The sequence below is a fragment of the Actinoallomurus acanthiterrae genome (assembly GCF_054775715.1).
In genome coordinates this window covers 6777288-6791875 of sequence record NZ_BAAHCO010000001.1, presented here as the reverse complement: position 1 = coordinate 6791875, position 14588 = coordinate 6777288, and the positions used below count along the sequence as shown (strand labels likewise).

At 66.5% G+C, this 14588-nt stretch carries 9 protein-coding genes and 2 pseudogenes; 2 read left to right on the top strand and 9 right to left on the bottom strand.

Translation table 11 applies throughout. The annotated features are described in order from the left end of the window. Positions 1–9: 9 nt before the first annotated feature. Positions 10–1092 (bottom strand): IS110 family RNA-guided transposase, encoded by a 1083-nt coding sequence (locus tag ACYVF7_RS31850; RefSeq protein ID WP_460348009.1) that lies wholly within the window; start codon positions 1090–1092, stop codon positions 10–12. A gap of 299 nt (positions 1093–1391) precedes the next feature. Beyond that, positions 1392–2486 carry an integrase core domain-containing protein gene (locus ACYVF7_RS31845; protein WP_460348007.1) on the bottom strand — a complete coding sequence of 365 codons (1095 nt, stop codon included), beginning with the start codon at positions 2484–2486 and terminating at the stop codon, positions 1392–1394. Between the two features lie 257 nt (positions 2487–2743). On the opposite strand from ACYVF7_RS31845, the gene ACYVF7_RS31840 reads away from it, so the two are divergent. Next, positions 2744–4354, top strand: a complete 1611-nt coding sequence (locus ACYVF7_RS31840) for a polyketide synthase dehydratase domain-containing protein (protein ID WP_460348005.1) — start codon at positions 2744–2746, stop codon at positions 4352–4354. 365 nt (positions 4355–4719) lie between these two features. Here the strand turns inward: ACYVF7_RS31840 and ACYVF7_RS31835 are convergent. From ACYVF7_RS31835 to ACYVF7_RS31815, 5 genes and pseudogenes are all read right to left on the bottom strand, one after another. Further along, a pseudogene (locus ACYVF7_RS31835) lies at positions 4720–5337 on the bottom strand (IS701 family transposase); the annotation flags it as partial. Between the two features lie 601 nt (positions 5338–5938). Then, on the bottom strand, positions 5939–7720 hold the full coding sequence (locus ACYVF7_RS31830) for a reverse transcriptase domain-containing protein (RefSeq protein ID WP_460348003.1): 1782 nt from the start codon (positions 7718–7720) through the stop codon (positions 5939–5941). Between the two features lie 537 nt (positions 7721–8257). Next, positions 8258–8562, bottom strand: a pseudogene (locus ACYVF7_RS31825) (ISL3 family transposase); the annotation flags it as partial. A gap of 2 nt (positions 8563–8564) precedes the next feature. Beyond that, positions 8565–8909: a hypothetical protein gene (locus ACYVF7_RS31820; RefSeq protein ID WP_460348001.1), complete on the bottom strand. Its 345-nt coding sequence runs from the start codon at positions 8907–8909 to the stop codon at positions 8565–8567. A gap of 453 nt (positions 8910–9362) precedes the next feature. Beyond that, entirely contained in the window at positions 9363–10298 is a 936-nt protein-coding gene (locus ACYVF7_RS31815; protein ID WP_460347999.1) for an NADP-dependent oxidoreductase, read from the bottom strand. Between the two features lie 261 nt (positions 10299–10559). Here ACYVF7_RS31815 and ACYVF7_RS31810 point away from each other — a divergent pair, with 261 nt between their 5' ends. Next, positions 10560–11657, top strand: a complete 1098-nt coding sequence (locus ACYVF7_RS31810; protein ID WP_460347997.1) for an integrase core domain-containing protein — start codon at positions 10560–10562, stop codon at positions 11655–11657. Positions 11658–12247: 590 nt separating this feature from the next. Here the strand turns inward: ACYVF7_RS31810 and ACYVF7_RS31805 are convergent. Together ACYVF7_RS31805 and ACYVF7_RS31800 are read right to left on the bottom strand one after the other, a co-directional pair. Continuing rightward, positions 12248–13123 (bottom strand): carbohydrate ABC transporter permease, encoded by an 876-nt coding sequence (locus ACYVF7_RS31805; RefSeq protein WP_460347995.1) that lies wholly within the window; start codon positions 13121–13123, stop codon positions 12248–12250. A gap of 250 nt (positions 13124–13373) precedes the next feature. Continuing rightward, positions 13374–14558: a glycoside hydrolase family 1 protein gene (locus tag ACYVF7_RS31800; protein WP_460347993.1), complete on the bottom strand. Its 1185-nt coding sequence runs from the start codon at positions 14556–14558 to the stop codon at positions 13374–13376. Between the last annotated feature and the right edge of the window lie 30 nt (positions 14559–14588).

Below are 14588 nucleotides of genomic sequence, written 5' to 3'. Positions count from 1 at the left end.
CTATGGTCGTCAAGCGGCTTTTGCAGGATCTTTTGCCGGAGCCGTCTGGGTTTTCGGGTGGGTCAGAATCTTGTAGAGCTCGCGGGCGATGTACCGCTTGAGACAGTGGATGATCTCTTTTTTGGACAGTCCTTCAGTGGTGCGGCGAGCCACGTAGGTGCGGGTGCGGGCGTCGTGGGCCATGCGGGAGACGGCGATGATGTACAGGGCTCTGTTGGCCTGGCGGTCGCCGCCGCGGTTCAGGCGGTGGCGTGTGGTCTTGCCGCTGGAGGCCGGCACGGGCGAGACGCCGCACAGTGATGCGAACGCGGCCTCGGAATACAGCCGGTCGGGGTTGTCGCCGCAGGTGGATAGCAGTTGGGCGGCGGTTTCCACGCCGACCCCCTTGATCGCCAGTAGATCGGGACGGGCCTGTTTGACCAAGGCGGCGAGCTGGGTGTCGAGGTCGGTGATCTCGGCGTTCAGGTCGTGCCAGCGGCCGGCCAGGCGGCGCAACGCATACCGGGTGCCCTGGTCCGGATCGGCCAGGTGGCCAGGACACTGCAGGCAAGCGCACGCCTGGATGAGTTCGGTGCCCTTGCGGCCGGTGAGTTCTTCGCGTAGCTGCGCTGGTGCGGTGACCAGCAGGGCCTGCAGTTCGTTGATGCAGGCGGTGCGGGACTTGACCGCACCCGAGCGCACCGTGTGCAGGGCACGGATCGACTCGCTGATCCCATCGCCGGCCTTGGGCACTGTCCTGGCACGGCCGGACAGCACCGCATCAGCGGCGGCATAGGCGTCCAGCGGGTCGGACTTGCCCTTGGCCCGGCGTTGCCGCCGGTCAGGCCGGTCGACCTCGATCACCTTCACACCCTTACCGGTCAGGTGGCGGGCGAGCGCGGCCCCGTAGGAGCCGGTGCCTTCCACCCCGACCGCGTGCAGCCGCCCGAAACCGCGCATCCACGCCAGCAGCGCCCGGTACCCGGCCGCGGTGGTGGGGAACTGCGCATCGGCCAGCCGGCGGCCGTTCATCAGCACCACTGCCGCATGGTGGGTGTTCTTGTGCGTGTCGACGCCCCCGGTGATCCGTCGTTGTTTCGGCTTCTTGGCCATACCGGTCACCGCGCCTTCGTAGAAGAATGACAGCCGGTGTGTGCCGGGCGGCCGAGCGGGCAGCACAGTGACGGGACCAGGTGAGACAGGCTCCTATCAAGCCACGCAAGACCGCTCCGGCACGCACCTTCGAAGACGCTGCTCATCGAGGCGACAGATCCCACATAAGGCACCCGATGAACGGGGCCAGTGCCGAAAAGGGTCAGCCTCAAAACAGCACCTCCTGCCCCTGCAATCTCACCCGCAAGGGCTGCTGTTCCTACTCTCCTAAGTCTCACTGTGCCGAATACTGTGTCGCCTCATGCGACCTGGGCGTATTCGTGTAAGAGGCCGCCGAGTCGATCTCGTCGGGTGACCTTGATCTGGGCGTCGACGGGATCGGGTAAGGCCCGGAGCGGGCTGGCTTGGTTCAGGGCCCGATGCGGACGATGCATGTTGAAGTGGGCCTCGTACTCGGCGAGGACGTTGCGCAGGTGACGTTCGTTCATGATGAGGATCCGGTCGAGAATCTCGCGGCGTGCGCTGGCGACCCACCGTTCCGTGATCGCGTTCATCCGCGGGGCCTGTGGTGCGGTGAGGACGACGCGGATGCTTTCGGCCTTGAACACCTCGTCGAAGAGCCTGGTGAACTTGCTGTCCCGGTCCCTGATCAAGAATCGACAGTCGCCGGCCCGATCGCCCAGGTCGAGCATCAGGTTGCGGGCTTGCTGCGCGACCCACCGGGCCGTCGGGTTCGCCGTGACACCCAGGATGTGGACACGGCGCGTAGCGTGCTCCACCACGGCGAAGCAGTACGGTCGCGCGAGCGTGATCGTCTCGGCGCTGAAGAAGTCGCAGGCCAAGATTCCGGATGCCTGGGCTTTGAGGAACTGAGCCCAGGTCGGGTCACTGCGCCGGGGCGCTGGATCGAACCCGGCCTTCTTCAAGATCGCCCACACGGTGGCCGGAGACACCTTCCGGCCCAAGCTGGCGATCTGCCCTGCGATGCGGCGATATCTCCAGGTCGGGTTCTCTGTCGCTAACCGCAGGATCAGGGCTTGGATGGTGGATCGGATTGGTGGTCGTCCCGGCCTGCGCTTGGGGTAGGTCCAGCGTCGCTTCACCAGGTCGGCGTGCCATCGCAGGAGCGTCCGCGGGGTGATGAACAGGTGGTGCCGACGGGGCCGGGGGAGCAGTCGCGCGAGCGCGGAGAGGATCGCCCGGTCCGCCCACGATGGCCTGGGAGCGGCGACCTGGCGACGAAGCACCGCGAGCTGATGGCGCAATACCAGGATCTCTGCGTCTTTAGACGCCTGCGATCGGGCGAGCAGCGCGACCCAGCCGAATATTCGTAAGTCAAGTACAGCAACCGCAGAGCCATCCTGCAATCCTGCCGGAGCTGAGCCGCTGAGCACGGCGCACGGCGAAACCCCAGATCAATCCCTGTGACACGATATTCGGCACCCAGGGGTTCGTTTCGGCCGTTGCCGGTTCGGGAACGCACGATCCCCAAGCCGGGCGGGGTCGGGCAAGGTTCGCAGCCTCGGGATTCCGACGATCGCGGACCGGGGCGTTCAGGCGGCGCTGAAGCTGGTGCTGGAGCCGATTTTCGAGGCCGACTTCCAGCCGGTCTCCTACGGGTTCCGGCCCGAGCGGCGAGCACGCCGCTGACGTGACCGACGCCGCGCTGCACCGGAGCGTAGTCGGCATCTCGGCGGCGCTCTGCCCGATCGCCGGCATCCTCCACGCCAGCGGGCTGAACCGTCCGACTGGCTTCGCCGATCTCGTCCCGGCCGACTTCGCCGGGCACGCGGCGCCCAAGCACCATGCGCTGCGGGCGCTGCTCGACGCCGTCGACCGCCGGATGCTACGGCTCGTCATCACCTATGGCTCGGTGATCGGCCGTTTCGGCCTTCCGGGCGAGGCGCACTACGCGCTCGCCAACGGCCGCATGCGTGAGCTGGCCCGAGTTTTGTCCCACGAACTCCCGGAGTGCCGGGTGTACGACGTGGACTGGACCGTCTGGTCCGGTGCCGGGATGGGTGAACGCCTCGACGTGCTCGACACACTCGGCCGCGCGGGCGTCGTCCCGTTGCCCGTTGAGCGCGGGGTCGAACTCCTCGCTCAGGTGGCGGAGGCGCCGCCTGAAACGCACGCCGTGCTCGTGAGCGGGCGCCTGCCCCAACTCGACGTGGCGAATGGGAAACCGCAAGGGGAGCACCGGTTCCTCCGACGTACCAGGTCCTGGACGCCCGGCGTGGAACTTGTCGCCGACGTCGAGATCAGCGTGACGGACGACCCGTACCTGACGGACCACCGCATCGACGGCGCGCTCGTGCTGCCTGCCGTCTGCTTGCTGGAGGCGATGGCCCAGGCGGCGACCGTGGTCACGGGAGGGCCGGTGACAGCAGTGACGGACGCCCGGTTCGCCCGCCCCGTGGTCGTCCCGGACGACGGGCGTCGGACCATCAGGGTGTCCGCGCTGGCGCGCGAGGACGGCGACGTGGACGTCGTCGTGCGCAGCGACGAGACCGGCTTCGCCATCGACCACGCTGCGGGTATCGCGACCCGGGCTGAGGCCGCCCCGCCCGAGGTGCCTGACGGAGAGGAGCGGCCACCCGCGCACGTCGGCGGCGCACTGTACGGCCCGCTCTTCTTCCACGGCCCGCGGTTTCACCGGCTCGGCGCATACGTTCACCTGGAGGCCACCGCGTGCACTGCCGTGCTGCGCGGAGACCGGCCCTGGGGGTTCGGGCCCGGACTGCCCAGCGCCTTGCAGTTCGGCGATCCGGCGCGCAACGACGCATCCATCCATGTGCTGCAGGGCTGTGTGCCGCATCGGCGCCTGCTGCCGACCGGATGCGAGCGTTTCACGGTGCATCGGCGCCGAACCAGCGGCGACCTCACCCTCCGCGCGATCGAGCGCGAGCATTCCGGAGCCGAATACACCTACGACGTCGTACTGCGGGACATCAACGAACGGCCGGTCGTGAGCTGGTCGGGGTTGCGTCTGCGCGACGTCGGCCCGCTGCCTGCGCCAGGTGGGCGCCCCGCCGTGGTCATCGGCCCGTACCTGACCGGTCGTGACCACCGCAAGCGGCGAGTCGGCGGCCTGCGCATGGGTTCCGGACGCCGCCGAACCGTCGGACCCGCGGTGGGCCTCCTCCATCGCCGAGCTGACGCGTCTCTGCAAAGAGTCGGAGGCACAGGCCCAGGCACGGCTGCGCACCGCCCACGCTTGTCTCGGCGCAAGTGTGCCGCTCACTGTCCACCGCGTCTATGAGGACGGGTGGATCGTGCTGCGCGCGGACGGAGACGACATCGTTTCGGCTGTGTTCACCGTCGAAGGCCAGCAGCGACCGCTCGCGCTTGCTGTTCTGGTCAAGGGGAGAAATGAGGCCGTACATTGAGTTTGAGTATGTGGTCACATTCGCCGACACAAATATTGTCGAGAATGTCTATTTCACTAACTATCTCGCATAGCAGGGCATATGCCGTGAAAGGTTCCTGCTGCGGAAGGCTCCGAAGGTGCCCGCGCGCCTAGTAGGGCTTTGTTAGGTCGTCATGGTGGTTGCTGATGACAGGTGGGGCATCGGCCACTCCAGGTCGCGAGCAGCACCTGGAGCTGGTTGAGGATTTTGTAGAGACTCAGGCCGCCCCAGCCACTTTTGGGCTGGTCAGGCGTAGTTCGGTGAGGAAGAGATGCGCGGCCGAAGCCAAGGTGACGTGGCGGTGCCAGCCGGTCCAGGAACGGCCTTCGAAGTGGGTGAGGCCCAGACCGGTCTTGAGTTCGCGGTAGTCGTGTTCGATCCGCCAGCGGATCTTGGCCAGGCGGACCAGGGTCTTGATGGGGGTGGTGGCGGGCAGGGTGGACAGCCAGTAATCGGTGGGTTCGGGTTCGCCCGGGGGCCATTCGGCCAGCAGCCAGCACTCGGGCAGGCTGCCGTCGTCGGCTCGGGGGATGTCGCGGTTGGCCGGACGTACCCGGATCGCGGTGAAGCGCGGACCCATCTTCGCGGTGAGGTTGCCCTTGGTCTTCTTGCTGCCCTGGCGCCAGGTCACCTGCCGCAGGGCCCTGCGGCCGGCGTCCAGGACCAGGTCGCCAAGAGTGGAAGGGGCTGCTGGGTAGCGTGGCCCAGGTGGGCGGCCACGCCCGCTATAGGGCGGCGTGTGCGGTACCGCATCTGCGGGGTAGGCGCTGGTGGTGGCCTTGACCGCCATCACATAGGCCAGCCCCCGCTCGGTCAGCCCCAGCCGGAAGGTGGTGGTGGGAGCAGCCCTGACAAAGCCGGTGTCAACGAAGCGGGAGAGCCTGCGGGGTGAGAGGGCGGGCCGGTCGTCCTCGACGCGGCCTTGGGTGATGTAGCGGTAGAGGAGGTTCTGGCTGCCGGTGTAGCCGCGTTCGCGGATCTCGCGCAGGAGCTGAAGGACGGGGACCGCGGGGTCTTCGGCCCGGCGTTTACGCAGGTACTCGCGGTAGGGATCGACAAGGGTGGGCCGGTACTGCGGCGCTCGCCGCATCTTTTCAGGCTCTGCGATCCGTGCGTATCTCTTGATGGTGTTCAAGGTGAGGTTCAGCCGCCGGGCGCACTCCAGGAGACCGACTCCGGCATCGAGCAGGTCGTGGACCTGGTGCCATCGGGCAAGGGTGGTGGTCTTTCCGCCGTCGAGTTTGCGTACTCGCGAGGCGGTGGCCCAGCAGCCGCTGTGAACGGCCACTTCCTTTCCGGCGGCCTGGGCGAAGTTGTGCCAGGTAGCACTGGTGGGCCGCCAGCGAGGTGCCCGCCCTTATGGCGGGTCCTTTTCCGGCGGCCCCCAGCCCGAACCCGATGTGCGGCTTTCACCGCGGCGGGCTCTCCGGTGACTACTACGTGAGCTGTGGTGTCGGGTTCCCGGTGTGGATGGCATCGTGGCAGGTCCGGCAGACCACCAGGGTCTTGCGCCGTCGCCGTGCCATCTGTGCCGCCCATGCGGGTTGCGGCTGTCCCGACCGGTTGAGATCGGTGAGTCGGCGGACGTGGTGCACTGAGATGCCGTCCGTGTTCTTGCAGATCTCGCACCGGCTCGCCAGGAGCCGGGTGACCAGCTCCTTGTGACGGACGATGCCCGGGACCGGGACGCGGTCGGAGATGACCACGTCCCGTCGCCGTCTGAGTGGAATGCCGCCGAACCGTGCGACCAATGGCTTCCTGCCGCCGCTGCGTTCGATTCTGGCCTCGAAGCACTTGCGGGGCCCGTATGGGGTGTCGATGGTGGCTGCGTATTTGCGGGCCATCTTCGATACCGATGAGCGGTGCTTGTTGGCCAGGGTCTTCAGCAGGGAGGTCTCCATGACCCATAGCAGCCGGTAGAGGCGATGAACGTTCCCGGCCGGCAGGTAGTACTGGACGATGCCCCGCCACTCGGCCCCGTAGGTGTTGACGATGGTGTGGTCGTCCTCGTTGATCAGATGGGGCCTGCGCTCGGGTTTGCCGCGCGATAGGTAGGGGGCTTTCTTGGCCTTGATCACCGATTCCGGCACCCGCAGGCTGATCGTCCCGTTGATGGTTCGACGGCCGTGGGTGACCTTGTGGTCGTTGTGGAGCACGGTGATTTCATAGCCGAGAAATTTCGCCGCCTGGGTGCGGGCGTGCGTGATCAGTGTCTTATCCTGGGACAGTTCCAGCTTGAGTTCATCACGCAGGAACGCCGTCAGGCGCTGTTTGATCTCCTCGGCTTCGGCCTTGGGTCCGGTGAACCCAAGCAGGGTGTCGTCGCAGTACCGGACATAACGCAACCGTCGGAAGCCGGGATCTTGGGGATCCCCGCTGGGCATGTCGCGCAATTGTTTGCGTAGCTTCCGTGCCGTGGCACGGTCGCCGCGCCGGTATGCCCGGTCTCTGGCGGCGCGCACCCTGGCATAGGCGGTGTCCTGTTTGCGGATCCGCCCTCGGGTGTATTCCGGGATCAGAATTGTCTCGACAAAGGTGTCCAGTCGGTGCAGATAGATGTTGGACATTACGGGTGAAACCACGCCGCCTTGCGGGACTCCGCTCAGCGTCGCGTTCCAGACCCAGTCCTCCAGGTATCCGGCCTTGAGCATGTTACGCATCAGCCGCAGGAACCGGCCATCGTGGATCTTCTCGCCCAGCGTCGAGAGCATGATCTCGTGATCGAAACTCCCGAAGCAGTCGGCGACGTCTCCCTCGATGAACCAGGTCGTCCCGGTCCAGGTGTTGGCCACATCCCGCAGTGCGGTGTGGCAGCCCCGGCCGGGACGGAAACCGTGGGACAGGCCGGAGAAAGTCGGCTCGTAGTATGCCTCCAACAGCAGACGCACCACCTCACCGACCAGCTTGTCCGACCACGGCGGCAGGCCCAATGGCCTGGTCTTCCCGTTCTTCTTCGGGATATGGATCCGCTTGACCGGGCTCCACCGATAACGCTCGTGGCGTATTGCTTCGATGATGGCCTCGATCTTGCTCACCGACATGCCGTCCACGGTCTCCCCGGTGGCCCCGGGCGTCATTGCTCCCTTGTTGGAGTAGATGCGCCCGTAGGCCAGCAGATACAACTGCGGGTTGAACAATTGCCGATACAACCTTTCCAACGGCAGGCCGCGCCTGCCGCGCTCACGCAGGACACCCAGCACCGTTTCGGCGCTTTGCATTACGCAATCCTCCCGATTCTGAGGTGTCCGATCACCTGGCCCCCTTCGCCCTGATTCCGGTTCTCCCGGACTCCTCGGCCGGTCGTGACTCCGGCGACTACTACGGGGCCTCCGTCGCCTTAGGACTCGCATCCCGTAGGCGATCCCATGTTCGTCCTGGCCGTACGTGACAGCGTGACGTAGGCGTCCCACTCATCCCCTTCAATACCCTCACTGGGCATCGCCCCGCACTCCAGAGGTTGCCCCGGCCATGGCACTAAACCAGGGCAGAGCACGGCGTCGGCTTCGGGCATCGATTTCCGACGGATGCGACCTTCCATCAACTGGGGATTGGGATTCAGGCAATCCAGCTTTCGCCAAATATCACGCGGGTTCCGCGACGCGCCGCCTCCAACGCCTGAGCACGGCCGCCGCTTCAATGGCATGCTGCGGTCCCCTTCACCTTTCGGATCCAGGTAAGCCATCGAACCCAAGAACCTCCCTCCGAGTCCCTCCCGGCTGAGCCGGGGATACGACCAGGCGCCTCATGGCGCACTGCCACCGGTCGCCGACCTGGAGGGCATCGGGCAAGGCCTGGTGCACGGCTTCGGCGTAGCCGCCGGCGCCGTCACGGCAGACGATCTCGACGCCCGGGTGCTCACGCAGCCACGCGGCAGGGTGTCGGACCTGCGGTCGGGCAGGACATCGACCCGCCGGCGGGTCTCGGCGTCGATCAACACGGTGGCGTAGGTCCGACAGCGCCGCAGCGAGAAGTCATCCACGCCCAGCACCCGCGGCGTCGCCACCACCGGCAGCGGGATCCGAAGCAGGACACGCAATGCGGTGTGCCGCGACAGGTGAACACTCAGCGCCGACAGTTCTTCAGCTGGCTGCGGTAGCGTTGCAGGTGGCCGTGGGTGCCCTCCAGCGCCTGCAGGTAGCGTTGAGCGACGGCATGGAAGCTGTGATCCTCACTCGGGCTGGTGGCGGTTTTGCGCTGGGCCTCGCGGGCCTTCTTCCCGTACAGCCTGCCGTCCTCGCGGGGGTCGATGTAGTCGTTCTTGACCAGATCCGTCCCGAACCGCAGCGCCTCTGCCCTGTCGGTGTCGGTGAAACTCTTGCTGCCGCGGTCCCATCGCACCTTGTACCGCAGGGGTAGGCGCTTGGTCGCTTTAAGTGTCTCGATCTTGGGGATGCCCTTGTGACGCACGCCGGTCCTCCTTGTCCAGGTTCGCCCAGCCTTAGGCGTACGGACCGATGTACACGGCCCATGTCAGCTGAGCGTTAGGCCTCGTTAAGGGCCAAGTCCGCGGATCGTGAACCTGGCGAGCAGCTTCGTATCGCTGTTGTCCACTGAACATCCGCGTCAACCCACGAGGTGGCCCACAGGCGAAATCCGCCCCGGCTCACGGCGTAGCCACTTGCCGAAGCAGTTGTGCCTGATCCCGCGTGGTCCCGACACCTCAGCGCAACGTTGCTAAGGACCTCCTCGGCGTGGCGAAGACCGCCAGGCGCAGGCCGGCCTGGCGGTCGAGTTACTGCTCGGGGGATTAGGGGCGTGGGAAGTCTCCGTGGTAATCGGAGACCCGGTGTCACAACGTCCGACAGTTTTATATCTGGCCACCCTGATGCGCCGTGGACGGTACCGGCACCGCCAGGGGCGCTACGGCAGGAGGACCAGGCGGCCTCGCAGCCCGCCTTTCTCCAGTCGCCGGTGGGCCGCGGCAGCCTCGGCCAGCGGGAACGTCTCGGCGATCCGCGGCGTGATCCGGCCAGAGGCCGCCAGCAGGGCCAGCTCGGTGAGGCGGGGGCCATCCGCCCGGATCCATACGTTGGTGACCCGCGTGCCGCGCAGCGGGGCCGGGGCGGCTCCAGCGGCGACGGCCACGAACCCCCCGCAATTGCGCACGGCTTCCAGCGCGGTGGTGCCGACGAGGGCGGCGTCCAGCGCCGCGTCGACGCCGCCGGGCACCACCGAGCGAACCGCCGCCGACAGCTCGGACGTCCGCGCTACGAACTCCGCGGCGCCGAATCCGCGCACCAGTTCCTCGTCTGCGGCCCCCGCTACCGCGATCACGCGGATCCCGCGTGCCGTGGCCAGTTCGGTGGCGAAGCCGCCGACAGCGCCGGCCGCCCCGGTGATCAGAAGTGTCTGCCCGGGGCGGAGGGCCAAGATGTCCAGCGCCTGGTCCGCGGTCAGGATGCCCAGGGGGAGAGTGGCCGCGGCCTCCGGTGAGAGTCCGGCCGGTGCCGTTGCTACGGCGTTTTCATCCAGGACCACTTGATCGGCGTGGGTGCCGAGGGCGACGTCGAGCCGGTCGGATAGGCCGATCACCTTGTCTCCCACGGCGAACGCGGTTGCTCCCGGGCCGACCGCGTCGATGACCCCTGCGACGTCCCAGCCGATGCCGGTGACGTCCCGCGCCGCCATGAGTCCGGCCTCGACCAGAGCACCGGCCCGCGTCCCCGCGTCGACGGGGTTGACGGCGGCGGCCTCAGTTCGGATACGCACCTGGCCGGGACCCGGTTCCGGAACCGTTACCTCGGCGATCTCCAGAACCTCGGGTCCTCCGTAGGAGCGAACGACGATCGCACGCATGTGTGTAGTCCTCCCTGTACCTGTGTGCCGTCTCACGTGACATTGGCGAACGTACAGGCTGTTCCACTCCATCAGGAAGTAGGAACCTAGAAGTGCGTAACAAACGCGAAGGAGCGCAATGGCGACCCAAAGCGCCGCGCAGCGACGCTGTCCTTGCCGAAAACTTCATCCGGCCTGGTGAGCCGGGGGTCGCAGTGTTGATCGCGGCTGCGGGGATGGGGGCCGGGTGCACGGGTCGACCGCGCGGCATGATGTCGGCTCGTGCTGTTTCGACTGGGCTATCTGGCCGTCTCGAACGCGTTCGCGGTGCTGCGGCCGCTGCCGATGGGCGACCGGGATAAAGACGCGGAGATCCTCGCCCTGCGGCATCAGATCGCCGTACTGGAATGTCAACTCGGCCAGCAGCGGGTGCACTTCACCGCGGCAGACCGGGCGTTGTTGGCCGCGCTACTGCACCGGCTACCACAGCAGACGCTGCGGAGACTGCGGCTGCTCGTACGCCCGGACACGGTGCTGCGCTGGCACCGCGACCTGATCGCGAGCCGGCACGCCGTCCGGTCCCGGCCCAAGCGCCCGGGCCGGCCCCGCACCGTGCGTTCGATCCGCGCTCTGGTGCTGCGCCTGGCCAGGGAGAACCCGAGCTGGGGGTATCGGCGGCTGCACGGCGAACTGCTGGTGCTCGGCGTAAAGGTCGCTCCTTCCACCGTGTGGGAGATCCTGAAGGAGGCCGGGATCGATCCCGCACCCGAACGCTCGACCACGACCTGGGCCGATTTCCTGCGCTCCCAGGCAGAGACCCTCTTGGCCTGTGACTTCTTCGAAATGGTCACCCTGACCGGAACGCGGGTGTTCGTGCTCGCAGTGATCGAGCACCACTCGCGGCGGGTCCGGGTACTGGGTGCGACGGCGCATCCGTGTGCATCCTGGGTGACCCAGGCCGCCCGGAACCTGGTCATGGACCTGCAGGACGCCGGATGCGGGGCGCGGTTTCTGATCCGGGACCGGGACGGAAAGTTCCCCGAGATGTTCGACGCCGTCCTGGCCGATGCGGGGATCAAGGTCGTGCTCACCGGTATCCGGATGCCACGGATGAACGCGTTCATGGAGCGGTGGGTCCAGACCTGCCGGCGCGAGATCCTCGACCGGACCTTGATCTGGAACCAGCACCACCTGCTGCGGGCCCTGCGCGAGTTCGAGGCCTTCTACAACACCCACCGGCCCCACCAAGGCATCGCAGGCGCCCGGCCGCTCCGTCCACTACCGCCACCGATCACTGATCCGGACCAGATCGTCCACCTGGACATCCGACGCCGCCAACGTCTGGGCGGAATCCTCAACGAGTACGCACATGCCGCTTGACCTGCGTGGATGAGATTATCGGCATGCACAGCCCTTCCCGCGGTCGCAGGTCGCTGTCGAGCTGTGGCTCGCTGGGCGGGGCGGGGTCGGTGGGCGTCGTCGTCAGGGGAAGGTCGCGCAGGTGGTGTTGGCGTTAACCCGCCACGGGACAGGCCGACGCCGATGGCGCGCTGACCAGCGGAACTCGCGCTATGTCGGATTCCGTTCCAAATCACACCGACCCCCACGTTTCGTGCGCGTGAGGCTCATCAGGCGGTGCATGTTTTGTGCGGCCTGCAAGCCATGCTCGCTTCAGACGTTCACTGGGAGCTGAGGTCAAGGACGTCCTGAGGACAAACGGTTAAGCATGTCCTGAGCCCTCCCACCGACATGGCCGACCGCCAACTACCAAGCGCATCCCCAGTCGATCGCGGTGATTGAGGAGCTGGCGAGTCTACCGGGCGGCTGCTGAGAAGGTGCCAAAAGTCTGCCCGGAGATTCGTTCCCCGGCGCCGCCGACCAGGACAGCCCGATCAGGCTGGTGTTCCTGCGTCGCTTCGCTGCCAGCACCGCGCCGACTGGCACCACCGCGGCGATCTGCGTGCAGGGCGTTACTTCAGAGTTCCTGCGGTGAGGCCCGCTTGTACTTGCCGCTGGAACGACAGATAGACCACGAGTACCGGGATTATCGCGATGGTCATGCCCGCGAAGAGGGCCGGGAAGTCACCTGCGTAGCCTTGGGCCACCATCAGGTTCACCAGGCCCTGTGACAGCATCTGGTGCGTTTCGGACTGTCCGCGCTGGCGTTGCATCAGCAGGACCGGCAGGAGGTACTGGTTCCACTGTCCCAGCACGTTGAAGATACCGACCGAGAGCAGGCCGGGCTTGGCCATTGGTGCCATCACCTGGAAGAACGCCCGGGTGTGCGAGGCGCCGTCCAGCAGCGCCGCCTCGAAGACCGCCGTCGGCAGGGTCCGGAAGAACGCGTGCAGGAAGAACACCGTGAACGGCATGGAGAACGCGACGTAGACCAGGACCAGGCCCTGGTAGGTGTTCAGCATGTGCAGGAGGTTCACTTGGAAGAACAGCGGGACCAGCGCCAGGTAGACCGGGAACATCACGCCCGAGACGAACAGGTAGTAGATGAACCGGTTGCTGCGGAAGTCGTAGCGGGCCAGGACGTAGGCCGCCATCGAGCCGAACAGCATCGTCAACGTCACCGAGAAGACCAGCACCAGGGCCGTGTTGGCCAGGTAGTCGCCGATGCCCGTGTCCCAGGCGTGGCGGAATGATGCGAACGACCAGTGCGCCGGCCAGGACCAGGCGCTGCTGCCTATCTCCGCGTTGTCTTTGAACGCGCCCAGTATCACCCACAGGATCGGGAAGATGATCAGGATCGCCCGATTGCTGCGGCCGTGGCCGGGGTAGAGCACGAGTTTCGTGCCGTTGGCGGTTCCGGTTCCGTAGGCGTCCATGCACTTGCCCATGGCCCGGACGGTGCCGTCGGGGAGAGGGGATCGAGGAGGGCCAGGTGTCGGTCAGGCGGACGTCATAGCGGCTGGGGCGATGGGACAGTAACGGCGGGCGGGGTCTCGGACGGCCTCGAGCGATCTCATGGCCTTTCTGTATGTCCGTGCCGCGGGTGCGGCACGGACACTGCCTGGCAAAGGAACGGGAACGGCCGTATCGAGACACCAGGTCTGCGGACCTAACGGATGCCCCTGACGAGCTGCGGCTTCACGTGGTTCGACTCGGTCTCATGCTTCGGGCCAGGTTCCCGAGCCAGCGCGCGCTGGGCTTCGCGGTGCGTGTGAACGTTCGGCGGTCCACCGCGATGAGTCCGAAGGTGGGCGCGAAGGACCCCCATTCGTAGTTGTCGAGCGCGGACCAGTGCAGGTAGCCGCGGACATCGATGCCGTCGGTCATCGCTTGGTGCAGGTCGGCGAGCGCGGCCTGAGTGTAGGCAATGCGGCGGGCATCGTCGGTGGTGGCGATGCCGTTCTCCGTGACGAGGACCGGCACATGGTCGGTGAGTTTCCATGCGTTTCGGACACCGATGTCAAGGGCGGCCGGGAAGTATTCCCAGCCGGTGAGAGTGGTCTCGACGCCGTCGGGAACAGGTTGCGGCCCGTGCGGACCGATGATCGTCCGGGTGTAGGCCTGTACGCCGATGAAGTCATCGCCTTTGGCGGCCTGGAGGAAGAGATCCTCGCGGGGGTAGCGGTAGGCATCGGCGAGATCTTCATATCCGGGCTCGGCCTGGACCGCCTGCGTCGCCACCGCCCATCCGGACTTGATCGCCGGCACGGAGCCGAGGACCTCGCGGGATCGACGGTGCGCCTCGATGAGGGTGTCGGCGACCTTCATGTCAGGGGCGGGCTTTTCGGCGGCCGCCACCTGGGTGGGTTCGCCCTCACGGTTCATCACCATCATGTTGGGCTCGTTGATCGTGCACACCCACTCGACCCCCTCGGAGACGATCGGCAGGGAGATCTCCGTGAACCGTGCGAAGAGTTCGGCGGCGTCGCGGCCGTGCCAGCCACCGCGAGCGGCCATCCATCGCGGCACTGTGAAGTGCAGGAGGGTGACGACCGGGGTCAGGCCGAATTCATGACAGGTATCCACCATTCGCCGGTAGTGGTCGATCGACGCGCGGGACACAAGGCCCGCCTCCGGCTCGATCCGACTCCATTCGATGCTGAACCGGTAGGCGTTGAATCCCAGCTCGGCGAGCAGGGCGATGTCCTCTCGGTATCGGTGGTAGCTATCGCAGGCATCTCCGCTCGGTTCGTCAATTCCCTCGACCTGTGTGTGCTCGCGCGCCCACCAGTCGTTGTTGACGTTGTTGCCTTCGACCTGGTGCGCCGCGGTCGCGGCACCCCAGAGGAAGCTCTCGGGGAAACGCATGGTTGCGTCGGTCATGAAGGAATGTCTCCTCAGTGTAGAGAGGTA